Source organism: Actinoplanes sp. NPDC026670 (assembly GCF_040638175.1).
Classification (GTDB): Bacteria; Actinomycetota; Actinomycetes; order Mycobacteriales; family Micromonosporaceae; genus Actinoplanes.
The window spans coordinates 83,021-99,482 of record NZ_JBEZXU010000031.1 but is presented as its reverse complement, the minus strand read 5'-3'; the positions used below and the strand labels follow the sequence as shown (position 1 = coordinate 99,482).

Genomic DNA, 16,462 nt, shown 5'->3' with positions numbered 1-16,462 from the left:
GGTTCGTGCGGCGCGTCGTGCCCGCACGTGGCTCGTTACACAGGTGCGAAACGGCCCACGACGTAACGGGAGTGGCATGCGACGCAAGACACGCCGCACCATTGGCATGGTCATCGGAACGTGCGCCGCCCTGGCCCTGGCCGGAGTGGCCGGCGCGGTGGCCGCCGGGCAGGACGACAGCGAACCGGCCGGATGGCACGAACCGCCGGCGGTGGCGCCGACCCCGGTGGCGGAGCGCGGTCTCGTCCCGGGCGCGTCCGCATCACCAGCCCCTCCGGGGACATCAGACACACCGCCCGCATCGTCCGCTCCGGCCACATCGAGTACGCCCGGGCAGCCCGCCGGGTCACCGTCCGCGGCGCCGCCGACCCCGGAACACGTACAGGACCGGCGTCTCGAATCGACCGACGCGCCCACCTCCGGGCGGGAGCGGATCGGCAGCATGCACCGCGTCGACGAGCTGCTCGGGTATCAGGCCGGGCCGGCGCGGCAGGAGCTGTCCTATCCCGGTGCCTCCTACGTGAAGGTGCACTTCGAGAAGATCGCCGTGCCCGCCGGGGACTACGTGACCGTGGCCAACCCGTCCGGCACCGAGTCGTACCGGTACGAGGCCGACAGCGACGGCCGCTGGGCCATGTCGATCACCGGGGACACCGCGGTCGTCGAGGTGCACCGGCGGACCGAGTCGCTGAGCAACGCGGTCCTCGCCGAGCTGGGCGTCGACATCGACCGGGTGGCTCGCGGGGACGCGCGTGAATCGGGCGGCGCCGGCGCTGGCGCCGCCGTTCCCGGGCCCGCCGGTCCAGGCAAGGAGGAGTCGGTCTGCGGCACCGACACCTCGACCGATGCGGTCTGCTACGAGTCGAGTGACCCGGTCGCGTACACCAAGTCGAAGGCGATCGCCCGGCTGCTGATCAACGGGACCGAGCTGTGCACCGCCTGGCGGGTCGGCGCCAAGAACCGCATGATCACCAACAACCACTGCCTGACCTCGTCCGAGGAGGCATACGACACCGAGGTGTGGTTCAACTACCAGTGCGCCAAATGCGGTGGGTACGACGTGTTCAAGCCGACCAAGGTCTGGGGCGACAAGGTGCTGGCCACCGACAAGACCTACGACTACACGCTGTTCACGGTGGACGGTTTCGCGTCGATCGAGAAGTTCGGCTTCCTCGTGCTGGACGTCGCGCGGCCCAAACGGGGACAGGAGCTCTACGTGCCACAACATCCGGCCGGTGAACCGGCCCGGATCGCCGGCAGCCAGGGCGAGGCGGCCGGCAACTGTGCCGTCGACAACCCCGACTACACCGGGTACACCGCACACTCGGACGTCTCGTACTTCTGCGACACCGCGGGCGGCTCCTCCGGCTCCCCGGTGATCTCCCGCGCCACCAACAAGGTGGTGGCCCTGCATCACTTCGGCGGATGCCCCAACTCCGGGGTCCGGGGTGATCTGCTGGCCGGGAGGTTGCGCGCGTACCTCTAGGTTTGAGGGGTGCTTTCGAAGATCACCCGGAGCTGGTGGCCCGACCTGCTGGCCGTCGTCGCTTTCGTGGCGCTGACCGTGGCCCTGGCCCGGGGCCACCTGCTCGACCTGGACCAGCAGGTCGCCGACTGGTCCCTCAGCCATCAGCCATCGGTGCCGTTCTGGACCGCCCGGGTCTTCAACTACCTGGGCCAGGGCGGGCAGGTCCTGATGCCGGTCGCGGTGATCCTGACCGGCCTCCTGGTGTGGCGGACGAGGTCGATCCGGGCGGTCCTGCCGTTCGTGGCGGCGTTCGTGCTCACCCTCTTCACCATCGGCCCGGCCAAGGTCTTCTTCGACCGGGCCGCGCCGAAATTCACCGGCCCGGATCGGGCGGTGCTGTTCAACCCGTACGCCGAGGGCGATCTCGCGTTGAGCTACCCGTCCGGCCACATGGGCAACGTGCTGGTCTGGTATGCCGTTCTGGCTCTGCTGGCGACCGCACTGCTGGGCCGGTCACTGACCAGGACCGAGTGGATCGCCATCCGGGTCGTCCCGGTGGTGATCGTCTTCGTGACCACGGTCTACCTCGGCTACCACTGGATCACCGACTCGGTCGCCGGCGTTCTGCTCGGCCTGGTCCTGGCCCGGCTGCTGGAGCGAATCCGGTGGGATCGGATTCCGATGCCGCCCCCACTGACGGAGTGGAGCCAACCGGCCGGATTGCGGTGAACCACGCGATGTCAGAGATGGATCCCGCCGAGATTGCCGTTTACTGACATCCACGCGATCCAGATGTCTGTCATCCCAAGGTTGACACACATCTCCCCTATGATGGGTCCGTGGATCTGGCGGCTTTCACTTCAGTGTCTCCGGGCGATCTCGTGCGGATCTCCGGAACGGACCTGCGGCACGGTTCCTGGGAGCATTCCGCCTTCGTCCCGTCGCCACTTCCGCGAGTTCCACCCGCCCTGACATCGCGGACGTACCGCGCGGTAGCGGATGCGCGGGCTGCCTTGGCGGCTCTCGACAGCACGGCCCGTCGGCTTCCGAACCCCCGGATCTTCCGGCGGCCCGCGCTCCAAGCGGAGGCGCAGAGCACGTCGGCCCTGGAGGGCACCTATGCGCCCCTGAGCGAGGTGCTGACCGCAGACGAGGATCGCCCACCGAACCTCGATCTTCGTGAGGTGCTCAACTACGTGCGGATGGGTGACACGGCATTCGGCTGGATCGAAGCCGGACAGCCGGTGAGTGTCGGCATGCTCGAGGAGTTACAGGCACTGCTCGTGCAGGGCACTCGTGCGGAGAGCGCCGCCTCCGGCGCGCTGCGCGGCCATCAGGTGGTGGTCGGGCGGCGTGCCGATGCCGATCCGCGGGCGATTCCGGTTCACGCCGCGCGTTTCGTGCCCTCGCCGCCGGGCCCGGATCTCCGGATCAACCTTCAGCAGCTTCTCGACTGGATGACCGACGACGAGGTCTCCTGGGAGATCGACCCGGTGGTCGCCTCTGCGATGGCTCACTACCAGTTCGAGACGCTACACCCCTTCCACGACGGCAACGGGCGGATCGGTCGCTTCATCATCGTCGTGCATCTACTGCTGCAAGGCGTGCTGGCCGAGCCCACCCTCACCGTGTCGCCCTGGTTCGAGGTGCGTCGGTCGGAGTACTACGACCGGCTCCTCGCCGTCAGCACGGGTGGGGACTGGGACGCGTACATCAAATTCTTCGCCATGGGCCTGGGTGCGTCGGCGGAGAGCACCCATCGGAGGATGGGTGCCCTGGTCGAGGTGCAGGCCTCCTTGAAGGAGCGGATCCGCGGCTCGGCGCTACGGGCGGACACCGCTCACGCCCTCGTCGACTTTGCGATCACCCGTGCCTCGTTCACGGTACGAGCGGTCGAACGAGGCCTCGGCATCTCGTATGGCAGGGCCAATACGCTGGTCAATCAGCTCGTCCAACTCGGCGTGCTGGCGCCGGTGGAGGAGCGGGCGAGCGCGGTCAACAGGCGTTTCTTCGCCCCCGCAGTCTTCGACGTGCTGGTCAGCGACCCGGGGTCCTGATCAATCGATGGAGGTTCCGGCCCGGAGCACCGTGTGAAGGGTCAGGTCGGGGGAGAGCACGACCAGGTCGGCGCGCAGGCCCGGGCGGATGGCGCCCAATCGATCGGAGAGGCCGAGGAGGCGGGCCGGGGTGGTCGCGGCCATGATCGCCGCGTCGACCAGGGGCAGGCCGGCGGCCACCGCGTTGCGCAGGGCCACGTCCATGGTGAGGGTGCTGCCGGCGATCGAGCCGTTGTGGGCGAGCCGGGCCACCCGGTCGGCGACCACCACCTCCTGGCCGCCCAGTTCGTACCGGCCGTCGGGCATTCCGGTGGCGTCCATCGCGTCGGTGATCAGCATCGCGTGGCCGGGGCCGGCGCTGCGGGCGGCGAACGCGAGCATGCCCGGGTGCAGGTGGATGTTGTCGGCGATCAGTTCGCACACGACGGTCGAGGAGAGCAGTCCGACGACCGGGCCCGGCTCGCGGTGGTGCGGCGGGCGCATGCCGTTGAACAGGTGGGTGGCCACGGTCGCGCCGGCCGTCACCCCGGCGTGGGTCTGGCCGTACGTGGCGTCGGTGTGCCCGATGGCCGCCAGAACCCGGTGTTCGGCCAGGTAGGTGATGGCCTCCAGAGCGCCCGGCAGTTCCGGGGCGACGGTCATCATCCGTACCGTGCCCTCGCCGATCTTGATCAGGTCTTTGATCTCCGACATCGAAGGGTCACGCAGGTAGGCCGGGTTCTGCGCGCCGCAGCGCACCTCGGAGAGGTAGGGGCCCTCGAAGTGGATCCCGGCCAGTGTCCCGTCGGCGACCAGCGGCTGGAAGGCCAGCACCGCCGACCGCATCAGCTCGAACGGTGAGCTGACCAGGCTGGCCAGCATCGTCGTCGTCCCGTGCCGCAGGTGGAAGGCGGCGGCCGCCGCAGCGGAGGCGGGATCTCCGGTGGTGAACGTGTGCCCGCCGCCGCCGTGACAGTGCAGGTCGACGAACCCGGGCACGATCACGTCGTCGCCCACGCTGTCGTCCGGGACGATCGCCGCGATCAGTTCGCCGTCCAGGTCGAGGTGGCCGGGAACGACCGCGCCGGGGGTGACGATCCGGCCGGAGATTCGAGTCACGATGCGCCTTTCGGGAGGGTCACGGCTTGCCGGAACGGCTGTCCAGGGCGAGCAGGGCGGAGCCGAGGCAGCCGGCGGTGTCGCCGAGCTCGGCCCGGACGATCTCGGGCGACCTGTGGAACGTGACCCGTTCGGCGATCGCGGCCCGCACCGGCAGCAGCAGGTCGTCGCCCGCTTCGGCCAGGCCGCCGCCGAGCACGACCACCCCGACGTCGTAGAGCGCCTGCGCGGTCAGCAGCCCGTCGGCCAGCGCCTCCACGGCGTCCAGCCAGACCTGCCGGGCCAGCTCCTCGCCGCGGGCGGCCCGGGTCGCCACGTCGAACGCGGTCGCGCCCGCCTCGCCGGACAGCTCGGCGTACTTGCGGCCGACCGACTTGGCCGACGCCTCCGCCTCCAGGCAGCCGCGCAGGCCGCATCCGCACTCCGCGCCGCCCGGCCGGACCACGACGTGTCCCAGTTCGCCGGCTGCGCCGTGTGCTCCCGGGTAGCCGCGGCCGTCGATGACGAGGCCTCCGGCTATGCCGGTACCGATAGCTACGAACAGGACATGTCGCCGGCCGCGTCCGGCGCCGAGGCGAGCCTCGGCAAGAGCGCCGACACGCACGTCGTGGCCGAGCGCCGCGGGCAGGTCCAGGCGCTGCTCGGCAAGTTCCTTCAGCGGTACGTCACGGAAGCCCACATTCGCCGACCACACCGCCACGCCGTTCAGCTCGTCGACGACACCCGGCACCGCGATGCCCGTCGCGATCGGCGTGAGCCCGTCGGCACGAGCCCGGACGGCCAGCCCTTCGGCGACGGTCAGGATCGTCTCGGTGACCGCCTGCGGGCCGCGCTCGGCCCGGGTCGGGTGCCGTTCCTCGTGGTGGACGGCGCCGTCCGGCCGGACCAGGGCGCACTTCATCCCGGTGCCGCCCACGTCGAGGGCGACGACGACCGGGTCGCTCATGCCAGGACTACGGAACGGCTGAGGTTGCGTGGGTGGTCGGGGTCGAGCCCCTGGGTGGTGGCCAGTGCGAGGGCCACCCGCTGGGCCAGGATCAGGTCGGCCATCGGGTCGAGGGGGGCCCGCTTGCCCGCCCAGCGGCCGATCGCGCCATAACCGCCGTGGTGCCGGCTGTGCACGAACGCGGCGCCGGTCGCCTCGACCTCCTCGGCCAGGCCGGCCGGAACGTCACCGAAGGCCCACACCACGCGGCGCGGGCCGGCGATCGCGATCGGGCCGTGCCGGTAGTCCATGGCCGGGTACGACTCGGTCCAGAACCCGGCGGTCTCCCGGCACTTGAGCGCGGCCTCCTCGGCCAGTCCGACGGTCCAGCCGCGGCCGATGAAGGTGATCTGGTCGACCAGCGACGGGTGCACCGGCAGCGGCAGCCGGATGGCCACCTCGGCGTCGGCCGCCGCGGTCTCGATGTCGTGCCCCAGGTGGGCCCGGAGGGTGGCCAGCACGCTGGTGGCGAACCGGGTCTGCACGACCGACTTCTCGTCGGCGAAGTCGAGCACGACGGAGTGGCCGGCGATCTCGGTGGCCGCCTGGCCGGCGTCGGCGGTGAAGACGGTGACCGGGGTGTGCTCACCGACCGTGCGCATCACGTCGAGGGTCTCGGTGGTGGTGCCGGACCGGGTGATCGCGACGAGCCTGTCGTAGCGCCTGCCGTACGGGAAGTCGGAGGCCTGGAAGGCGTCGGTCTCCCCGTGTTCGAGCTGCTCACGCAGTACCGCGTAGGACTTGGCCATGAACCAGGAGGTGCCGCATCCGACGACGGCGACGCGCTCCCCACGGGCCGGCAGCCCGGGGGACTCGGCTAGTTTCGCCGCCTGCCGCCAGCACTCGGCTTGTGTGGCGATTTCCGCTTTGACATGGCTCATGTCGGTTCCTCACCGGTAGGTGCTGCGCATTCGCGCTCGGTTCCCGGGTCTTTCGCGCGTTATTGTGCTCAGAGTGCTGCCGCGGGGGCAAGTTCCAATGGTCCTTCGCGCATCAGATGGCTTTGCTTCCGGGCCTTTCGCGCACTAATGTGCACACACTTATCATGGAACGTGCATCGGAGAGTGGTGGGTGGACCGGTACGCGCGGTGGAATGCCCTGCTTGAGCTACTGACGGAGAGCGGCCGGGTGACCGTGGAGGAGGCCTCCGAGCGCCTCGACGTGTCCCAGGCGACCATTCGCCGCGACTTCGACCAGCTCGCCCAGCAGCAGATGATCACCCGCACCCGGGGTGGCGCGGTGGCCAACGGGGTCTCGTACGACCTGCCGCTGCGCTACAAGAGCGCCAAGCACTCCGCCGAGAAGCAGCGCATCGGTGAGACCGCCGCCCGCCTGGTCGCCCCCGGCACCGTCGTCGGCCTCAACGGCGGCACCACGATCACCGAGGTCGCCCGGGCGCTCGCGGTCCGCCCCGACCTCAACGCCGGCGGCGAGGGCTCCCAGCTCACCGTGGTCACCAACGCGCTGAACATCGCCAACGAGCTGCTGCTGCGCTCCCGCATGAAGATCGTGGTCGCCGGTGGTGTGGTGCGCCCGCAGTCCTTCGAGGTGGTCGGCCCGCTCGGCGGAGCGCTCCTCAAGGAGGTCACCCTCGACATCGTGCTGCTCGGCGTCGACGCGCTCGACGTCGAGCTGGGCGCGGCCTCCCACCACGAGGGTGAGGCGTCGATGAACAGCCTGATGGTCGCCCGGGCCAAGCGGGTCGTGGTGATCGCCGACTCGTCCAAGCTGGGTGGCCACGCGTTCGCCCGGATCTGCCCGATCAGCAAGATCGAGACGCTGGTCACCGACTCCGGGGCGTCCGCTTCGACGATCGCCGCGTTCCGGGAGGCCGGAGTGGACGTCATCACCGCCTGATTTCCTCAGATCGGCCGTGATTTAGCCGATCGGGTGGCAGCTATTTGGACGGACCGTAGTCGATGTGTCGCGTCGGGTAGCGTCTGCGGGGATCTTCGGTGCGTCCTATGCTGAGGATCCCTCGTGAAATCCGTGGTCACCGATGCCGTCTGGGAGCGCCATGCAGCCCGCCGCCGAACCGACCGGTGACCAGCCGGTCGAGGAGCAGCAGCACATCCCTGCCCCACGTGTGGCGGAGCCGGTCACCCCCGTTCCGGAGGCCGCGCTCACCGATCGGGAGCAGGAGATCCTCGCGTTCGAGGGCAAGTGGTGGAAGCACGCCGGCTCCAAGGAGCAGGCCATCCGGGACACCTTCGGCCTCTCCTCGACCCGCTACTACCAGCTCCTCAACAGCCTGCTCGACAACCCGGCCGCCCTGGAGAAGGACCCGGTCCTGGTCGGCCGCCTCCGTCGCCTCCGCTCGGCCCGCGCCCGCACCCGCCGCCGCTGAACCCAGCCGGGTCGGCGGTGAGGTCAGGGCTGGTGGGAGTCGGCGTACGCGGCCAGCCACGCCACCTGGTCCGGGTCCAGTGAGGGGCGGACGCGAGAGCGGGCCGTCGCCACGTTCGCCGCGGTGACCGTCGTCGCCTCCAGCGAGTCGCGCATCGCGGCCAGCGCCGACTCCCGGATCAGCGCGGCACAGTCGGCGGCCGAGAACCCGTCGAGCGAAGCGCCGAGCTCGACCAGGTCGACCGACGAGTCCAGCGGAACCGCCTTCGACGACGCGCGCAGGATCGCGGTCCGGGCCTCGGCGTCCGGCGGCGGCACGAACACCAGCCGCTCCAGCCGGCCCGGCCGCAGCAGCGCCGGATCGATCAGGTCGGGCCGGTTGGTCGCGCCGATCACCACCACGTTGCGCAGGTCTTCGACACCGTCCAACTCGGTCAGCAGCGCGGCCACCACCCGATCGGTGACACCGCCGTCGGTGCCCTGCCCACGGGCCGGGGCCAGCGCGTCCACCTCGTCCAGGAAGACGAGTGTCGGGGCCGCCTCCCGGGCCCGGCGGAACAGCTCCCGCACCGACTTCTCACTGTCGCCGACCCACTTGCTGAGCAGCTCGGCGCCTTTGACGGAAAGGACGTTCGCTTTACCCGTACCCGCGATGGCTTTGACCAGATAGGTCTTTCCGCAGCCGGGCGGGCCGTAGAGCAGCACGCCGCGCGGCGGCGAGACGCCGAGCCGGGCGAACGTGTCCGGATAGGTGAGCGGCCACAGCACCGACTCGGTGAGCACCTGCTTGACCTCGGCCATGTCGCCGACGTCGTCCAGGGTGACCGCGGCGACCTCCAGCGTGGACTCGGCCATCGAGGTGGGCCGGACCACGTCGAGGGCTGCCTCGAAATCGGCCATGGTGACTGTCGGCGACGGCGCCTCCTTCTGCCGGAGAGCGGCCCGGACCCCGGCCTCCCGGGCCAGCGCGCCGAGATCGGCGGCGACGAAACCGGGGGTACGCCCGGCGACCTCGTCCAGCCGCACATCCTCGGCCAGTGGCATCCCGCGGGTCAGCACGCCCAGCTGCTCCCGCCGCATCGCCGAATCCGGCAGCGGCACGGTGAACTGGACGGACAGCAGCTCCGGGGCACGCAGCGACGGGTCCACCGACTCCGGCTTGCTCGTGGTGCAGACGACAGCGGTCCCGTCGGCGAGCGTGTCGGCCAACACCTGACGGAACACCGTGGAGATCGGGCCGGGCTCCTCACGTGGAGCGAGCGCCTCGACATCGGAGATCAGCAGAACGGCCGGCTGCCTCGCTCGTACCTCCTTGGAAAGCTCTCGCAACCTGGCCGCCGCCGCATTGTTGGTGAGAGCCGCGAGCTCGGGCGCCCAGACCGTGCGCACCTCGGCGCTGACCGCCGCGCCGACCGCCCGGACCAGCGCCGATTTGCCGGACCCGGCGGGGCCGGAGATCAACACGCCGAGTGTCACCCGGGTGCCCAGTTTGGCCAGCACCTCCCGGTGGTGGAAACCGAGATCGAGCAGTTCCTCCAGCTCCTTGGCCTGGGCGCGGAGGCCCGGCAGATCGTCCAGGCTGAGCGGCGGCACATCCGGGTCGGTCGAGGCCGGCGCGTCCGGGGAGACCGCCGGGCGGGCCGCCGGAGCGGCGGCCGCGGACGGGCCGTCCTGCCAGGCGACGACGGTGTCCATGGTGACCAGCGAGGCGTCGCCGCCGGCCACCTCGATCACGTTGAGCAGGGTGCTCGTCCAGGCGTAACCGACCCGGTTGGCGAGACTGCGCCGGGCCGCCTCGACCAGGGGCCGGTGCCCGGCCTCCGGGAGCACGTCCTGCGGCAGCAGGGAGACGTCGTCGCCGGCGCTGACCACCTTGCCGAGCAGCGCCAGCCGCAGCATCTCGGGGGAGACCACGGCGACCACCTCGGCCGGGCCGGCCAGGGTCACCCTGGTCGCCTGCGTCACCGGGACCGGCGTGACGGTGACCTGGCCGCCGTCGCGCATGCCGAGGTTGCCGAGGGTCAGATCGTCGGCGTAGAGCAGGCCCCGCCCGGCCGTCGACTCGGCCTTGGCCACGATCCCGGCCGTGGTCCGGGCACCGGTCAGCCGCACCGGATCGCCGGAACGCAGAGCCAGCGCGGCCATCACCTCCGGGTGCAACCGCACGATGCCACGTCGCGCGTCCAGGGCGGCCGGTCGCAGGGTCACGGTCAGCGTGAGGTCATCGGCCACCGGGCGTGCCTTTCCGAAGGTGGGTGGGACTGCGGCGTCCACGCTATCCGGCGCTGGGTAGCGCTGTCGGCTGAGAGGTTTCACAGGCACCGCTCAGTTGGATCGAGCTAGCGTGTGCGCCATGCCTGACCTGACCGCCGGACTGCGCCGTGCGCTTTCCCGGCTTCCCCGGCGCCGGGTCCTGCCCGCGGCCGCCGCTCTCGTGGTGCTGGCCGGCGCCGCCGTCTGGGCGGTCCGCCCGGCGCCTGACGCCTGGACCACCGAGGATCTCCGGATCGCCGGCGCCGACGTCGAGCTGGACGCCCGTTTCTACCTGCCCGCCGACCGGGACGGCAAGGTGCCCGCGGTGCTGCTGGCCCACGGGTTCGGCGGTTCCAAGGAGTCGGTCCGGGAGGACGCCGAGTCGCTCGCCGAGCGGGGTTACGCGGTCCTCGCGTACACCGCCCGCGGGTTCGGCCGCAGCACCGGGCAGATCCACCTGGACAGCCCGGACCACGAGGTCAAGGACGCGCAGAAGCTGCTCGACTGGCTGGCCGCCCGTCCCGAGGTGGTCACCGACACCGCCGGGGACCCGAAGGTCGCGGCGGTCGGCGGCTCCTACGGTGGCGCTCTGGCGCTGCTGCTGGCCGCCCAGGATCAGCGGGTCGACGCGATCGTCCCGCAGATCACCTGGAACGACCTGAACCAGGCGCTCGTCCCGGGCGGGGTCTTCAAGAAGGCGTGGGCCGGCTACTTCTTCGGCAACGGAGCGGGCTCGCTGATGCCCGGCGGCCGCGGCCAGGAGCAGGGCGATCCCGCGTGCGGCCGGTTCGCCGAGGACGTCTGCAAGGCGTACCTGCAGATGGCCACCACCGGCACCCCCGACGAGACCACCAAGGCCCTGCTGCTCAAGTCCAGCCCGGCCACCGTGCTCGACCGGATCAAGGCGCCGACGCTGCTGATCCAGGGCGCGGTCGACACCCTCTTCCCGCTCTCCGAGGCGGACGCCAACGCCAAGGGCATCGCCGCGGCCGGCACCCCGGTGCGGGTCGCCTGGTTCACCGGCGGCCACGACGGCGGCGGTGGCCCGCGCTCCGACTCCGACCGGCTGAAGTACCTGACGGTCCAGTGGCTCGACCACTACCTGAAGGGCGAGGGCGACGCGCCCGGCGACGACTTCACGTTCTCCCGGGTGGCGGGGTTCAGCGCGCTCGACCGCGGGCTGGTCACCAACGGCTACTCCACCGGCTCGTACCCGGGCCTCACCGGCACCGGCAGCACCGAGATCACCGTGCAGGGCGCGGCGCAGCCGATCGCGAACCCGCCGAACGGCAACCCGGGCGCCATCTCCTCGGTGCCGGGCATCACCAGCCGGCTCAGTTCGGTGCTCAGCGGCGGCGTCGCCATGGACGTCCCGGGCCAGCACGCGAACTTCGAGTCGGCCGCGCTGACCACTCCGGTCGAGGTGGCCGGCGCGCCCACGGTCCGGCTGCGGGCGGGGTCACCGACGGGCGAGGCGGTCCTCTTCGTCAAGCTCTACGACGTCGACGCCAACGGGTCGGCGACGCTCAGCGCCGGCCTGGTCGCGCCGATCCGGCTCACCGGCCTGCCGGCCGATATCGCACAGGCCCAACCGGTCAGCGTCACGCTTCCGGCGATCGTTCGGCAGATCGAGGCAGGTCATACGGTACGGGTGACAGTCGCCACCTCCGACCAGGCATTCCTCACGCCCGCCCAGCCGGCGACGTACACGGTCGCGGTGGAGCCGGCGCTGACCCTGCCGACGCTGACCGGCACACCGATCGCCGATCCGGGCAGCCTCTGGTGGTACGTGCTGGCCGGCGTGATCGGCGCGATCCTGCTCGGGCTGGCCGTGCTGCTGCTGGTCAGCCGGATCCGGCACCGGCGGCGGGACGTCGCCGTGGTCGCGGAGCACGTGGACACCCCGCTCGTGGTGAACGGGCTCCGGAAGGCGTACGGCGACGGGTTCGTGGCGGTCCAGGAGATCGACTTCACCGTTGAGCGCGGTCAGGTCGTCGGCCTGCTCGGCCCGAACGGCGCCGGCAAGACCACCACGCTGCGGGTGCTGATGGGCCTGACCCAGCCGACCGCGGGCGAGATCTACGTCTTCGGGCACCGGCTGGTTCCCGGCGCCCCGATCCTGTCGCGGGTCGGCGCGCTGGTCGAGGGCCCCGGCTTCCTGCCGCACCTGACCGGTGAGGAGAACCTGAAGGCGTACTGGCAGGCCACCGGCCGTCCGTGGGAGGACGCTCACTTCGCCGAGGCCCTGGAGATCGCCGGCCTGGGCGACTCGGTGCACCGCAAGACCCGCAAGTACAGCCACGGCATGCGGCAGCGGCTCGCCATCGCGCAGGCCATGCTCGGCCTGCCGGAGCTGCTGGTGCTCGACGAGCCGACGGACGGACTGGACCCGCCGCAGATCGCCGAGATGCGCCGTGTCCTGCAGCGGTACGCCACCGACGGCCGGGCCGTGCTGGTCTCCAGCCACCTGCTCGCCGAGGTGGAGCAGACCTGCACCCACGCGGTCGTCGTCAACAAGGGGCGGATCGTCGCGTCCGGCCCGGTCAGCGACATCGTCGGGGACTCCCCGTCGGTGCAGCTGGACGTCTCGGACGTGCCGGCGGCCACCCGGATCCTTCAGGACCTGGGGGTGGCCTCGGTCAAGACCGAAGGCCCCAACGGCCTGATCGTCGACATGAACGGCACGGCCCGCTCCGAGGTGGTGGCCTCCCTGGTCGGCGCCGGCATCGGGGTGGACCGGCTGGTGCCACGCCGCCGCCTGGAGGACGCGTTCCTGTCCCTGGTCGGCGACAACTCGCGAGGAAGTGGAGACCGATGAGCGAGCTGGCGAGCGAATCAATCAGCACAGGTTCAACGTCGTCGCGACACCGGAGCGCAGCGGAGGTGGCGCGATGACCACGTTGGAGGCGGCTTCGGGCTACAAGCCGTCGCGCACCATGCCGCTCTGGGCCGAGGTGCGCCGGCAGGCGTCCCGGCGGCGTACCCAGCTGGCGCTCGGTTTCATGGTCCTGTTGCCGTTGATCGTGCTGGCCGCCTTCGAGTTCGGTGGTGGCGGCGGTGGCGACGACGACGGCAACGGCGGCGGCGCGTTCAGCAGCATGTCCGACCTGGCCACCTCCGGCGGGCTGAACTTCGCGCTCTTCGGTCTCGCCGTGTCGGCCGGGTTCCTGCTGGTGGTGGTGGTCGCGCTGTTCTTCGGCGACACGGTGGCCAGCGAGGCGAGCTGGGGCAGCCTGCGCTACCTGCTGGCGATCCCGGTCCCGCGGGCCCGGCTGCTCGGCGTCAAGCTGACCGTCGCCGCCGGCTATTCGCTGCTGGCCATGCTCCTGCTGGTCGGCACCAGCCTGCTGGTCGGCACCCTGCGGTACGGCTGGTCCCCGATGGGCAGCACGATCGCCGCCGAGATCCCGCCCGGCGAGGGTCTGCTGCGGCTGCTGGGGATCTGCGCCTATCTGGCGACCACCCTGCTCGTGGTGGCCGGCCTGGCGTTCCTGCTGTCCGTGCTGACCGACGCCGCTCTCGGTGCGGTCGGCGGCGCGGTGCTGCTCTGGATCCTGTCCAGCATCCTGGACCAGATCGAGGCGCTCGGCAGCATCCGTAACGGCCTGCCGAGCCACTACTCGGACGCCTGGATGGGCCTCCTCTCGACTCCGGTGCAGAGCGAGGACCTGGCGAAGGGGGCGATCTCCGCGATCGTCTACGCGACCCTGTTCTGGGGCATCGCCTTCTACCGCTTCACCCGCAAGGACGTCACCTCCTGACGGTGTGCCCCGGTCGCAATTGGGTTGACGGCCGGGGCACCCGCACGGTGGCATGACGGCCGTGACGGCTGACTTCTCGATCCGCCCGGCCCACCCCGACGACGCCGCGGCGTCGGCCGCGCTCCGCGCCGTGGTCCACCCCTATCTGGTCCGTGGTGAGGCCTCCACCCGCCGCACGTTCGCCGACCCACCACCCGGCGGGGACCGGATCTACCTGCTGGCCGAGAGCAACGGTGGGATCATCGGCCAGGCCTCGGCCTTCCGGGACACCCGCTCGTCGGATGCCGGCTTCGGCCGGATCGCGTTGCACGTGCACCCGCAGCACCGGGGCCGGGGTGTCGGCACGGCTCTGCTCACCGAGGCGACCACCCATCTGCGGTCGATCGGGGTGTGCCGGGCGAGTTGCTGGGCCCGGCCGGAGTCGGCCGGGTTCGCCCGCGCCCACGGGTTCGAGCCGTCCCGCGAGATGCGTTTCTCGGGCCTGGACCTGACCGGGTTCGGCGATCGGCCGTTCGTGCCGGCGCCACCCGGGATCCAGGTGGTGCGGCTGCGCGAGGTGACCGAGGAGGCGCTGTACGCGGCGGATGTGGCGGCCGCGACGGACGAGCCGGGTGAGGCACCGCCGCAGCCCACGCCCTACCCGCTGTGGCGTTACGAGATCTGGGACGAGCCGGGCCTGGACCGGGACACCAGCATCGCCGCCGTCGCGGACGGCGTGATCGTGTCGTTCTCGCTGGTGCTGCGGGACGGCGACCGGATGTGGTCGGACATGACCGCCACGGTTCCGGAGCATCGCGGCCGTGGTCTGGCCCGCCTGGTCAAGTACGCGGCCCTGCGCCGCGCCGCGGCCTCCGGCGTACGAACCGCCTACACCAGCAACGCCGAGGAGAACAAGCCGATGCTCGCGGTCAACGACCGGCTCGGCTACCGCACGGTGGCCACCCAGGTGTCCTGCGTGGCTCAGCTCTGAGAAGTCAGCCCCGAGAAGGAGGTGGCTCACACATCGGGAAGACCGTGTGGCGTACGCGGGATCTCGTCGTAAGGTGTTGGAAACAACTGAATACCTCATCCAGAGGGGCAGAGGGATACGGCCCGACGAAGCCCCGGCAACCACCGCGCAGCGATTCTCGATGACGAGCCGCGCGTGGCAGGTGCTAATTCCGTCCCCGTTTCGGCAGGTCGCCGCGGGGAAAGATGAGAGGAAACTCTGATGACGTCTGTCGTTGACGCACCCTCGACCACCTCCACGTCGCCCGCTCGTGGCCTGATCTGTCGCGCTTGCAGCTCCGAGTACCCGCTGGCCGCGCAGCACGCTTGTTACGAGTGTTTCGGCCCGCTCGAGGTCGCCTACGACGAGGCGGCGCTCGCGCGGGTGACCCGGGCCCAGATCGAGGCGGGCCCGCAGAACATCTGGCGTTACGCGGCCCTGCTGCCGGCCGGCCAGGACCCGGCGACCCGGGTGACCCTCGACCCGGGCCTGACCCCGCTGGTGGCGGCCCCGCAGCTGGCCGCCGCGGTCGGCATCGAGGCCCCGCTCTACGTCAAGGACGACTCGCAGAACCCGACGCACTCGTTCAAGGACCGGGTCGTCTCGGTGGCCCTGACCGCGGCCAAGGAGTTGGGCTTCAAGCGGTTCTCCTGCGCCTCGACCGGCAACCTGGCCAACTCGGTCGCCGCCCACGCGGCCCGGGCCGGTGTGCCGAGCATCGTCTTCATCCCGTCCGACCTCGAGCCGGGCAAGATCATCACGACCGCGGTGTACGGCGGCGAGCTGGTCGCCATCGAGGGCTCCTACGACGACGTGAACCGGCTGTGCAGCGAGCTCGTGGAGACCGACGAGTTCGAGGACACCGCGTTCGTGAACGTGAACGTCCGCCCGTTCTACGCCGAGGGCTCGAAGACGCTGGGCTACGAGGTGGCCGAGCAGCTCGGCTGGCGCATCCCGGCCCAGGTGGTCATCCCGATGGCCTCCGGCGAGCTGCTCACCAAGGTGGACAAGGCGTTCTCCGAGCTGGTCGAGATCGGACTGGCCGAGGCCCCGGAGGGCGGCTGGACGGTCTTCGGCGCCCAGTCCGAGGGCTGTAACCCGATCGCGGTCGCCCTGCACGCCGACACCGACGTGATCACCCCGGTGAAGCCGACCGGCATCGCCAAGTCGCTGAACATCGGTGACCCGGCCGCCGGGCCGTACGCGATCGAGGCCGTGAAGCGCACCGGCGGCTGGATGGACTACGCGAACGACGACGAGATCCGGGCCGGCATCCGGCTGCTCGCCGAGACGACAGGCATCTTCGCCGAGACCGCCGGCGGCACCACCGTCGCGGTGCTCAAGAAGCTGGTGGCCAGTGGCAAGCTCGACCCTGCCAAGGAGACCGTCGTCTACAACACCGGCGAGGGCCTGAAGACGCTCGACGCGGTGGCCGGCCAGGTTGGACCGACCCACACGATCAAGCCGTCGCTGCGCGGCGCCCGGGAGGCCGGCCTGCTCGGCTGA

General features: G+C 71.0%; 13 protein-coding genes and 1 riboswitch. Of the genes, 9 read left to right on the top strand and 4 right to left on the bottom strand.

Annotated features, from left to right (window positions below):
• Positions 1 to 106 precede the first annotated feature (106 nt).
• The 3 genes from AB0E94_RS28310 to AB0E94_RS28300 all read left to right on the top strand — a co-directional run bounded on the left by AB0E94_RS28310 (position 107) and on the right by AB0E94_RS28300 (position 3,525).
• Complete coding sequence (locus AB0E94_RS28310; RefSeq protein ID WP_360331866.1) at positions 107 to 1,486, top strand: trypsin-like peptidase domain-containing protein; 1,380 nt, start codon at positions 107 to 109, stop codon at positions 1,484 to 1,486.
• 9 nt (positions 1,487 to 1,495) lie between these two features.
• A complete protein-coding gene (locus tag AB0E94_RS28305; RefSeq protein WP_360331863.1) occupies positions 1,496 to 2,197 on the top strand; it encodes a phosphatase PAP2 family protein in 702 nt (233 codons plus the stop codon).
• 110 nt (positions 2,198 to 2,307) lie between these two features.
• Positions 2,308 to 3,525 carry a Fic/DOC family N-terminal domain-containing protein gene (locus tag AB0E94_RS28300; protein WP_360331860.1) on the top strand — a complete coding sequence of 406 codons (1,218 nt, stop codon included), beginning with the start codon at positions 2,308 to 2,310 and terminating at the stop codon, positions 3,523 to 3,525.
• Here the strand turns inward: AB0E94_RS28300 and nagA are convergent, their stop codons facing one another.
• From nagA to AB0E94_RS28285, 3 genes are read right to left on the bottom strand one after another with little or no spacing between them, the layout of a single operon-like run.
• Complete coding sequence (nagA, locus tag AB0E94_RS28295; RefSeq protein ID WP_360331962.1) at positions 3,526 to 4,626, bottom strand: N-acetylglucosamine-6-phosphate deacetylase; 1,101 nt, start codon at positions 4,624 to 4,626, stop codon at positions 3,526 to 3,528.
• 16 nt (positions 4,627 to 4,642) lie between these two features.
• Positions 4,643 to 5,569, bottom strand: coding sequence for an ROK family protein (locus AB0E94_RS28290; RefSeq protein ID WP_360331857.1), 927 nt, complete (start codon positions 5,567 to 5,569; stop codon positions 4,643 to 4,645).
• Positions 5,566 to 6,489, bottom strand: coding sequence for a sugar isomerase (locus AB0E94_RS28285; protein WP_360331855.1), 924 nt, complete (start codon positions 6,487 to 6,489; stop codon positions 5,566 to 5,568). The genes AB0E94_RS28290 and AB0E94_RS28285 overlap by 4 nt, the downstream gene beginning before the upstream one ends.
• A 190-nt stretch (positions 6,490 to 6,679) precedes the next feature.
• On the opposite strand from AB0E94_RS28285, the gene AB0E94_RS28280 reads away from it, so the two are divergent.
• On the top strand, positions 6,680 to 7,465 hold the full coding sequence (locus AB0E94_RS28280; protein ID WP_360331852.1) for a DeoR/GlpR family DNA-binding transcription regulator: 786 nt from the start codon (positions 6,680 to 6,682) through the stop codon (positions 7,463 to 7,465).
• 142 nt (positions 7,466 to 7,607) lie between these two features.
• Positions 7,608 to 7,955: a DUF3263 domain-containing protein gene (locus AB0E94_RS28275; protein WP_360331850.1), complete on the top strand. Its 348-nt coding sequence runs from the start codon at positions 7,608 to 7,610 to the stop codon at positions 7,953 to 7,955.
• Positions 7,956 to 7,978: 23 nt separating this feature from the next.
• On the opposite strand, the gene AB0E94_RS28270 is transcribed toward AB0E94_RS28275, so the two are convergent.
• Entirely contained in the window at positions 7,979 to 10,186 is a 2,208-nt protein-coding gene (locus AB0E94_RS28270) for an AAA family ATPase (RefSeq protein ID WP_360331848.1), read from the bottom strand.
• A 121-nt stretch (positions 10,187 to 10,307) separates the two neighbouring features.
• Between AB0E94_RS28270 and AB0E94_RS28265 the strand changes: the two genes are divergently transcribed.
• The 4 genes from AB0E94_RS28265 to thrC all read left to right on the top strand — a co-directional run bounded on the left by AB0E94_RS28265 (position 10,308) and on the right by thrC (position 16,462).
• Positions 10,308 to 13,025 carry an alpha/beta fold hydrolase gene (locus AB0E94_RS28265; RefSeq protein WP_360331845.1) on the top strand — a complete coding sequence of 906 codons (2,718 nt, stop codon included), beginning with the start codon at positions 10,308 to 10,310 and terminating at the stop codon, positions 13,023 to 13,025.
• Positions 13,026 to 13,098: 73 nt separating this feature from the next.
• Complete coding sequence (locus AB0E94_RS28260) at positions 13,099 to 13,968, top strand: ABC transporter permease subunit (RefSeq protein ID WP_360331842.1); 870 nt, start codon at positions 13,099 to 13,101, stop codon at positions 13,966 to 13,968.
• 61 nt (positions 13,969 to 14,029) lie between these two features.
• On the top strand, positions 14,030 to 14,938 hold the full coding sequence (locus AB0E94_RS28255) for a GNAT family N-acetyltransferase (protein WP_360331839.1): 909 nt from the start codon (positions 14,030 to 14,032) through the stop codon (positions 14,936 to 14,938).
• A gap of 92 nt (positions 14,939 to 15,030) precedes the next feature.
• A riboswitch (SAM riboswitch) is annotated at positions 15,031 to 15,169 on the top strand.
• 9 nt (positions 15,170 to 15,178) lie between these two features.
• Complete coding sequence (thrC, locus tag AB0E94_RS28250; RefSeq protein WP_360331837.1) at positions 15,179 to 16,462, top strand: threonine synthase; 1,284 nt, start codon at positions 15,179 to 15,181, stop codon at positions 16,460 to 16,462.